Annotated in this window: 11 protein-coding genes; 8 read left to right on the top strand and 3 right to left on the bottom strand. The window is 52.5% G+C overall.

Annotated elements, in window-relative coordinates:
- Positions 1–230: chromosomal protein MC1c (gene mc1c / locus BP822_RS07400; RefSeq protein ID WP_273466128.1), on the bottom strand; the 230-nt coding region annotated here is incomplete at its 3' end.
- 137 nt (positions 231–367) lie between these two features.
- Between mc1c and BP822_RS07405 the strand changes: the two genes are divergently transcribed.
- The 4 genes from BP822_RS07405 (at position 368) to BP822_RS07420 (ending at position 3,472) form a co-directional block, all read left to right on the top strand.
- Positions 368–910, top strand: coding sequence for an adenylyl-sulfate kinase (locus tag BP822_RS07405; RefSeq protein WP_273271609.1), 543 nt, complete (start codon positions 368–370; stop codon positions 908–910).
- Positions 911–1,013: 103 nt separating this feature from the next.
- Positions 1,014–2,168: a hypothetical protein gene (locus BP822_RS07410; RefSeq protein WP_013720290.1), complete on the top strand. Its 1,155-nt coding sequence runs from the start codon at positions 1,014–1,016 to the stop codon at positions 2,166–2,168.
- Positions 2,169–2,215: 47 nt separating this feature from the next.
- A complete protein-coding gene (endA, locus tag BP822_RS07415; RefSeq protein WP_013720289.1) occupies positions 2,216–3,268 on the top strand; it encodes a tRNA-intron lyase in 1,053 nt (350 codons plus the stop codon).
- A gap of 36 nt (positions 3,269–3,304) precedes the next feature.
- Positions 3,305–3,472, top strand: coding sequence for a hypothetical protein (locus tag BP822_RS07420; RefSeq protein WP_157863817.1), 168 nt, complete (start codon positions 3,305–3,307; stop codon positions 3,470–3,472).
- Positions 3,473–3,572: 100 nt separating this feature from the next.
- Here BP822_RS07420 and BP822_RS07425 read toward each other — a convergent pair whose 3' ends face one another.
- Positions 3,573–3,884, bottom strand: a complete 312-nt coding sequence (locus tag BP822_RS07425) for a winged helix-turn-helix domain-containing protein (protein WP_157863815.1) — start codon at positions 3,882–3,884, stop codon at positions 3,573–3,575.
- Between the two features lie 189 nt (positions 3,885–4,073).
- On the opposite strand from BP822_RS07425, the gene BP822_RS07430 reads away from it, so the two are divergent.
- On the top strand, positions 4,074–5,123 hold the full coding sequence (locus BP822_RS07430) for a helix-turn-helix transcriptional regulator (RefSeq protein WP_286878074.1): 1,050 nt from the start codon (positions 4,074–4,076) through the stop codon (positions 5,121–5,123).
- A gap of 144 nt (positions 5,124–5,267) precedes the next feature.
- Here BP822_RS07430 and BP822_RS07435 read toward each other — a convergent pair whose 3' ends face one another.
- On the bottom strand, positions 5,268–5,666 hold the full coding sequence (locus BP822_RS07435; RefSeq protein WP_286878075.1) for a hypothetical protein: 399 nt from the start codon (positions 5,664–5,666) through the stop codon (positions 5,268–5,270).
- A 110-nt stretch (positions 5,667–5,776) separates the two neighbouring features.
- On the opposite strand from BP822_RS07435, the gene BP822_RS07440 reads away from it, so the two are divergent.
- From BP822_RS07440 to BP822_RS07450, 3 genes are all read left to right on the top strand, one after another.
- Positions 5,777–6,562, top strand: a complete 786-nt coding sequence (locus BP822_RS07440) for a hypothetical protein (RefSeq protein WP_157863811.1) — start codon at positions 5,777–5,779, stop codon at positions 6,560–6,562.
- Positions 6,563–7,052: 490 nt separating this feature from the next.
- Positions 7,053–7,631: an FmdE family protein gene (locus BP822_RS07445; RefSeq protein ID WP_013720285.1), complete on the top strand. Its 579-nt coding sequence runs from the start codon at positions 7,053–7,055 to the stop codon at positions 7,629–7,631.
- Between the two features lie 148 nt (positions 7,632–7,779).
- The gene (locus tag BP822_RS07450; RefSeq protein ID WP_048132450.1) at positions 7,780–8,190 is read left to right on the top strand and encodes a carboxymuconolactone decarboxylase family protein; all 411 of its coding nucleotides are present in this window, start codon (positions 7,780–7,782) and stop codon (positions 8,188–8,190) included.
- Positions 8,191–8,203: the final 13 nt, after the last annotated feature.

An 8,203-nucleotide genomic window follows, 5' to 3' on the forward strand; every position in this document is an offset into this window, starting at 1 on the left:
GGCTTCCATATATTGGCCGGCATCCATTTGGGGGCGTTTGATGGTTTAGGAACCTGTATCCTCTCGCCCTGAAATATGTGAACCTTCTTAGTGCCTCTCTCCCTGAGACGGATGTCGGTGAATCCCCGGTTTGCCGCCTTCAAAGCTGCTTGCCTTGGCTGCTTGCCCGAAAAGACGCCGATCTCGTTGCCCTCTTTATCCCTCAATGCAAAATTTCTTTTCTCGATCATATTATGCCTCCATTCCCCATATGCAGTGGGCTTTATGCCGCGCAGCATGTCTATATATCAATTGATCTTATATTAATCTTTTGTTTGATTTCTGTGAATCGAATGCTTTATCATTCCAGCAATAGACCATATTCACTATGGCATGGGTCATGTGGTTCACTGGGCTCCCCGGCTGCGGGAAGACCACCATTGCGATGGAAGTGAAAAAGAGGCTTCAGGAAAGGGGGATAGAGGTTAAGATCCTCCAGCTGGACGAGATCCGAAGGGTCATCACCCCAGAGCCGAAATATACAGAGGAGGAAAGGGACATCGTCTACGCCAGCCTGGCCTATATGGGAAAGATCCTGGCGGAAGAGAATAAAAACGTCATCATCGATGCTACCGCCAACAGACGCCGCTACAGAGATCTGGCCAGGCAATTGATCCCCAACTTCGCCGAGGTCTTCATCCGCGCTCCTTTAGAGGTATGCATGGATAGAGAAGAGAGGAGAAATGCGGTATTCTCTCCCAAAGATATCTACAAGAAGGCGGGGAGAAAGAATGCGCTCGTTCCGGGGGTCAACGTGGCCTATGAGGAGCCGATCTCTCCTGAAATTGAGGTTGACGCGGCTGTATCCAGCCCTCTTGAGAGCTCAAGCTACATCGCAGATCGAATCGCAGAGCTCTATGGATCGGCATGATTCGAGAACGGTCTAGCCCATTCCAGCGATCCTGGATGGCACTCCTGCAATCCGGAAAGGTTAAAATATAGTCACTAAGACTTCATATCAGGAGTGAAGATTCTTGAAGTGTAATGCAGGCTTTGTGGGTTTCGATGGAACAGAGAATAAAAGGACTCTTCTTGCTACCGCAGAGGTCAAGAAAGCGGCTGGAATCGATGGCGATCTGAATGTGCTCCTCAGAAAACCTCATGGCCGGGCCAGGTCCATCATGGCCAAGTTCAACCGCCTTTACGGGGTGAAGGCCTATCTCAGCGATATGGCCCTTAAGGATAAGTGGCAGGCCGCAGGGGTGACGATCGAAGGCGGATACGATGACTTCTTTTCTGCATCCGATTTTATCATGGTGGGAACCCCCGGAGACCAGGAGCTGCCCTACCTGGAGGCGGGCCTGGCCAACGACTGCTTCGTCTCCCTCATGGGAGGAGCAGACCGGCCTGGGCTCCTGAAGGGATTGGAGGAGAACAAGAAGGTCAAGATCACAGAGGAGCTGAAAGCGGACTTCGCCCGAGAGTTCTTCTTTGGTCTGGAAAACTATCAGATGTTCCTAAATGCCAAACCGAAGCTGGTGCAGTGCACAAGCTGCAACACCACGGGCCTCTCCCGGCTGGCTCTGGCCGCCCGGCCCCTGGGCCTTACCGCCGTCCTGGGGAACATCGACCGCAGGCATGGAGATCCGCATACTGTGGTCAAGGCCTCGCCCAGCGCCATTCAGTTCGGCAAGGGAGCTGGCCACCAGGGAACAGATGCTGGAACCATCTTCGAGGAGGTCAACTTCTCCATCCGGGCGAGCAAGGTGCCAACCACCGTCCCCCACACCAACTTCCTGAATCTGGTCTTCAAGGGAGATGTGACTGCAAGTCAGCTGGTAGAGCAGTACGCCAAGACAAGAGAAGTGGTGGTGATGCCCTATCAGGACGAGGGCAAGAAGCACGATTGGACCAGCGAGATCTTAGAGGCTTTCCTATCCGGCATAGAAAGGCCCATCAGCCCGGAGATATTCGAACTCATAGTCTCCGATGCCATAATCCCCTTTAGGCTTGGCGACTACACCATCCTTCAGACAGTCTCCATGGTGGAGCAGATGTCCATCGCCGTGCCAAACCACGTTGAGTCCTATCTGCTTTCTGCAGGCTATCCCGCAGACGACGTGCACTCTCTGGTGGATAAGACCCTGGGCATCATGCATGGCATCTGGCCGGATAAACTGAGCTGCTGAATGCTCGCCCCCAAAGCAGGACAGTCATAGGTTGGGCTTGGGTTAGAATGCCAGAGGAGATTCGGGCCCAGTTTGAGGACGATAGGATCCGCCTGGGCCCTGAGGCCCTGCCTGAACTATTCGAGCAGGGCTACTTCGGCCGGCCCAAGGGGAAGGGCTTGGAGCTCTCATTGGTGGAGGCGGCCTATCTCCTGGATCGATCAAGAATAAAGATAATGCGCAATGAGAAGGAGCTGGACTTCAGATCCTTTTTTCAAGCTGCCTCCTCAATGGAGAAGGGGTTTGAGTTTCGCTATGTGGTCTACAAGGATCTGAGGGAGCGGGGCTACTACGTCCAGCCCGGCAGACCGGATTTTCGGGTCTACCCCAGGGGAGGCCACCCGGGAAAGGGGCCGGCGGAATTTTATGTTCTGGTCATATCGGAGCGCAATCCCTTGCCTTTAAAGGATATCATGGAGCCCGTCCGCCTGGCTGGACAGATGAGAAAGAAGCTCATGCTGGCCATTGTGGACGAAGAGAGCGACATCACCTTTTATGAGGCACGCGAGCGGTCGATGGCCGGGATGATGGCCGGGCTGGAGAACGGAGGCATGGCCACCCTGCTGGAGGACCGGGTGGTTCTATGGGACACGGAGGCCTCTCGTCTTCTGCATGAGAGTGGATTTTTTGGTAAGCCCGTGGGCGAACGGCTGCAGCTCTCTTTGGTCGAGTCGGCATACCTGCTGGAAAAAGGCAAACTTCAGCTGACTGACCGCCAGGGAAGACCGGTCGACCTGCCTGCTCTCACCGCCAGGGCAGAGCAGATCGATGAGGACTTCGAACTCAAGCTGGGCGCCTACCGGGACCTGAGGGAGAAAAGCCTGGTGGTCAAGACGGGATTCAAGTTCGGCACCCACTTTCGGGTCTACAAGCAGGTACACGGGACTCTAAAAGTCCCTCACTCTGAGTATCTGGTGCATGCCATCCCTCTGGATCATGTCTTCATGCCTCCGGTTCTCTCCCGCGCCGTCCGCCTGGCCCATTCGGTGAGAAAGCTGATGGTGTTCGCTTATCCGGATGACGGGATCGGATATCTGGAGATCAAAAGGCTGAAGCCTTGACTAATGTTAAAATACTAGCTGCAACCAGCAGATATCATGCCTAAGATCGAGGTAGAGCTGGATTCTGATCTGAACGACCGGCTATCGAATTTTGTTATAAAAAGCAGAGGAGCCCTTTATGTGCAGCGCTCCGAGGTGGTAGTAGAGGCCATAAAGGACTATTTGGATCGCAATGAGAGAAAGGTTCGGAGGTCCCACGGCTGATCTCATCTGGGAAAAGGATGGGATTTATTGAGGGCTTGATCCAGGATCAAAATACCCTGCAGTACGGTCAGATCCGGTGAGACTCTATGGGCTCATGGGTCTACAGGTCTTCCGGTCTAATTTTTTCCGCTCCGCCCTTCTCTTTTTCCAATTTCACCAGGCTGCCATAGGCCAGCCCGGCATCGGTGAGGGTTATTTGCCCATCATGCACCTCCAGCAATCCTGCCAGCTCCAGCCGGTGCAGCTGGTAGTCGAGCATTCGATCGCCCACCTCTTTCGCGATCGCGTCCACTGTCAGATGGCCCTCATTCATGAGGATGAGCATCCTCCGGCGGATGGGATTCTCCAGAGCGTGATGCACCATGGCCATCTCCTCCGGAGACTCGGGCTTGGCTTTGCGTCCCATAAGCATGAGAAACTGCATGGCAGGCTATGGGTATCTCTCTTTCGCCTGGAATTAGATCAGAGGATCTCGGCAGCAATCTGAAAACAGAAAGCCACAGGGCATCTTTTTCCGTCGTGGTCTATGCAGGAATGGGGCTGAGCTTTTTTGGCGGAGTCCTCCATCAGGTTTAAGTTGCAGTCTGCATTAGAATGATTTATGCGCAGGCCGGATCTTTTGATCGGTTTGATCTTGGTGTTTGTCTTCTTCAATTCCATCATATTCAGCGCTGCAACATCCATCCAGTCCGCCGAAGATGACCCCCTTCTAAATCAGCTTATACTGAGCGTGTATGTCGACGAAGGTGGAAGGTGCTTGATCACTGGATATGTTGAGGATCCTGAATCCTTGCCCTTTTTGAACTCCTCAGAGTATTCTATTGATGATGAGAGCAGGCAGCTGTATGCTATCACCAATGCCCTAACCTCCAAATCCGCTGATAGTTGGAGCCTTAGATTTGAGTCTCCAGGCATCCATGAAGAGTACAGGATTATCTTCTATCTGCCAGAGAACGCAAAGCTCAGCGGAGTTGACTCTTCTGATGGTCTTGATTATCTGGTCTATGCCGCCAACCGATCAGTTGTCGCTGAGGTTTATGGACATGATATTTTGGATCCTGCGGTTGAAATTGGATATGCTCTTCAGATTGACGAGGCAACCGCGGCGTTGGCAGATACAGTCACCTCTGCTGGATCAAATGCTGGAATATCGAATTTAAAAATGGAAATTTTGCAATATGTTGCGATATTAATTACTATTTTGCTGCTTATTGGCGCTGTTTTTCTGATCCGCTCCTCCAGGCGCAGGTCAAAACCTTTGGGGCCTGAAAAATGCCCTGCCGCTCATGAGCATATGATAAAAACCCAATCATCCGGCCATAGAAACGCTGAGCATGAGGATCAAGTTCAATCTGCTCAAAAGAATGATGACAGCGAGGAATTCAGAGCAGGTATGGCGGATACCAGCGAAATATCCGCGGTGATGGCTACTTTGACGGACAAAGAGCAATCCGTCTTAAAGCTTCTGCTGCAGCGCGGAGGGAGGATGGTCCAGAGGGATATCAGCTATGAGACGGATATCTCTAAATCATCTCTATCAGGCATTTTAACCTCAATGGAGAAGCGCAAATTGATAACCAAAAGAGAAAAAGGCAGAACGAACATAATAGAATTGTCAGAGAGATTTAAGAACAATAAAGAACAATTTTAAGCATTTTTGGGAAATAAAATCTCAATCCTGGTTCGGCCTGGATTTTTTCTATCGTTCAGTGCAAGGAGTGGTTTGAGGATGGCAATAGTGGCCATCCCATCTGGAGGTAAGTAAAATATGAAATACATAGCTGTATTGTCGGTTTTAGCGGTGGCATGCCTGCTGGCATCTCCTGCCCTGGCAGCACAAAACGGAAAAGCATCGCAGAATGGACTGGCAGGCCAGGATGGGCCTGGGGCTCACTATGGCAATTGCGGCGAGGACTGCAGGAATTCCAACTGCCCATACGGAAGCCAGGATGGTCTGGGCAATCAGAATCAGTATGGTCAGGAAGATGATAACGGTCCAGCCGCTCAGAATGGCAAAGGAGCTCAAAGTGGCCCGGCCGCTCAAAATGCAAATCAGGGCAAAGACTGCAACAACCCCAACTGCCCATATGGTAACCAGGAGGGACTGGGCAACCAATATGGAAACCAGGATAACGAAAGGTCGAATGGCGACTGTGACGGCGATCGCGATCGTAACCGCGACGGCAGTTGCCAAAACTAACTTTGGCCACATGAATATCTGAATGCAATGGGATGTCAAAGGGGCGAAGATCCCTTACATCCTACAATAACATATATTACCTGGCAGGACGTGCGGTGATTGAGATGAGATGCATAATGCGCCAGGCTTTGGCTTTTTTCGCTCTGGCATTATTGTTGCTGGTGATATGCGGTCCATGCTCAGCAGCTCAGAATTTGGATGCAGGAGCGCGGCAAATGGGCGAGACTGCTGGCCCTCAAATCGAAGGCAATTCTCCATCCCAGACCGCCAGCGCCTCTGGGTCTCAAGAAGATAATCCTTCAGCATCCCAGATGGGCGAGAGATCAAGGTCCCACATGGGCGAAACGAACAGCCTCTCATTGAATTCCTCCGGCGGCAAAGGTGCACAAAGCACATCCAACGGCGTTGGCAGAGGAAATGTCGATGTCCAGAATTGGCGGGGAACGGCGAGCAATGATGCCGAATCATATCCCGTCAGGCTGAACGTGGAGACCATATCGACTTTAGACCCGGATGTTGCCAGGAGTCTTCTCTCATCAAACCTCAGCCTTGAGGATATAAGATCCCGGCTGGGATCTGGTAGTAGGAATACTATTTTAAGGGGGAGCTTTGGGATCAGCAACGATAGCTATCATCTGGTGAATGTCACCATAGAATCATCGGACAACAAATCCACTCTGAGTGCGAGCCTGGCAGGTCAGGGCGCCACTTCCGGTTCGATAGATCAAGCCGAGATCGCAGGGCATATATCTGCGGCCATTTCGGCAGATGATTCAGAAATTGCCCGTGGCCGTGTGGTCATCGACGACGATTCCGGGCACAGCGGCACATACAACATTGAGCTGGAGAGGCAGGGCGGCCGGGGCTACATGTGGGGCATGCAGGGGTGAATTTGAATCGAAAAAACTCTATGTCTTTTGTGCCTCGGTGGTGAACCGCAGTGCTCTGACCCAACCACAGAGGCACAGAGGCCATATTGTCTGCCGGACCTCACCCACTTAATTCAGCGAAGAGCCGCAAAACTGTCCACGCAGCAAGGCTCCAGAGAGCTCCCGGTGGAGCTCTTGACCAATCAGATCAAGACCGCTTTTTACTTATCCATGCAAACCAATGGAGGTCAGAATTTCGCTCAATGATTTCAGGTGAGATATGTCAGCTTCTCCGGCCTGAAGACCGGAGCTTGCCTCCTGGTTATATCGAGGCTTCGGGGCATACTGACTGATACCCACTGCATCGTAATGCAGTAAATTAAGAGTGCCTTGGAAACAGTTTCTCCAAGGAGGAGATACAGCTATGAGAATAAATAATTTGCGAATTAGTGGAGGTGAAGTGCGCAATTCCTCTCCGGCCTGAAGACCGGAGTTCCCTCGCGCCATATATATGGATGACGACTTCAAAGAGGCTGCGGAGTTTCACGGCCACACTTGCCCTGGGCTTGCCATTGGCTATCGCATTGCAAAATATGTAAAAGAGCACTACCCTCGCTCCCAGGACGAGGAGCTGGTCTGCATCGCCGAGAACAAATCCTGTAGCATAGATGCCATACAATTCATGCTGGGCTGCACCGCCGGCAAGGGAAACCTCCTCTTCAAAGACTACGGCAAGCAGGCCTTCACTTTCTACTCTCGGGATAAGAATAAGGCACTGAGAATCTATTTCCGTGGCGGGATCCTCAAGGGTATGGATGAGCTGCGCCAGAAGATGGTTCAGGGAGAGCTGGGCCCGGAGGATCGGGAGAGGATGGCAGCCTTCCGCTCCCAGGCGACAGAGAAGGTCCTTTCTGCCAGGGACGAGGATATCCTCACTGTGGAGGAGGTTGACATTCCCGCTCCCGAAAAGGCCCGCATCCATCCCTCCCTGAAATGCGAGGAGTGCGGCGAGGAGTTCATGGAGATCCTGGGGAGGACGGCGGGGGGAAAGGTGCTCTGCAAGAGCTGCTTTGAACGGCTGGTGTGCTGAGGAATTGGATATAGGAGGCATCGCTCAAAGCCTATCGCAGGAACAAAATCGCATAATAAAGGGAAAACGCTGAATTTATTGAATCGCCCCATGCCGAGAAGGTGAGGCGAAAGCTGCATGAATGGGAAGAGGCCTCGAACCAAATACAATGAAACCGGAAAACATGGAGCTTATTCGAGCCCTGCTGGAGAACAAGGACTCGATTCAAGAGGACATCTTCGAAGACAGCGAGGAGATGCTGGGTATAGTGCCCTTCATCCTGCGAGTCATGGCCCGCCGGCCGGAGTTCATGATCTTCTCCTGCCTGAAGGACTTCTACGTCCTGCGGCCCAATAGCCTCGAGCCCAAGACCGCGGAGCTGCTGGCCGTTGCCGCCGCTGCTGCCTCGGGGGCAGACAAGTGCCTGAAGGTGCACATGAACGCCGCCCTTCGGGCGGGGGCAAGCCTAGACGAGATACTGGATACGCTGTTTATCGCCGCCCTCATCGGCCAGACAAAGGTCCTGGCCTCGTCCTTGCGCACCTTCCAGGAGTTCGAGGGCAGCCTGGATGAGAAGTAGCTATTTTTGCCGA

This window comes from Methanosaeta sp. UBA458 (genome assembly GCF_002496085.1).
Lineage (GTDB): Archaea > Halobacteriota > Methanosarcinia > Methanotrichales > Methanotrichaceae > Methanothrix > Methanothrix soehngenii.

Bases quoted from the DNA above. Each gene is read 5' to 3' on its own strand.
- BP822_RS07405 (WP_273271609.1), top strand. From the start codon at position 368: ATGGCATGGGTCATGTGGTTCACTGGGCTCCCCGGCTGCGGGAAGACC.
- endA (WP_013720289.1), top strand. From the start codon at position 2,216: ATGCCAGAGGAGATTCGGGCCCAGTTTGAGGACGATAGGATCCGCCTG.
- BP822_RS07420 (WP_157863817.1), top strand. From the start codon at position 3,305: ATGCCTAAGATCGAGGTAGAGCTGGATTCTGATCTGAACGACCGGCTA.
- BP822_RS07425 (WP_157863815.1), bottom strand. From the start codon at position 3,884: ATGCTTATGGGACGCAAAGCCAAGCCCGAGTCTCCGGAGGAGATGGCC.
- BP822_RS07430 (WP_286878074.1), top strand. From the start codon at position 4,074: ATGCGCAGGCCGGATCTTTTGATCGGTTTGATCTTGGTGTTTGTCTTC.
- BP822_RS07440 (WP_157863811.1), top strand. From the start codon at position 5,777: ATGAGATGCATAATGCGCCAGGCTTTGGCTTTTTTCGCTCTGGCATTA.
- BP822_RS07445 (WP_013720285.1), top strand. From the start codon at position 7,053: ATGGATGACGACTTCAAAGAGGCTGCGGAGTTTCACGGCCACACTTGC.
- BP822_RS07450 (WP_048132450.1), top strand. From the start codon at position 7,780: ATGAAACCGGAAAACATGGAGCTTATTCGAGCCCTGCTGGAGAACAAG.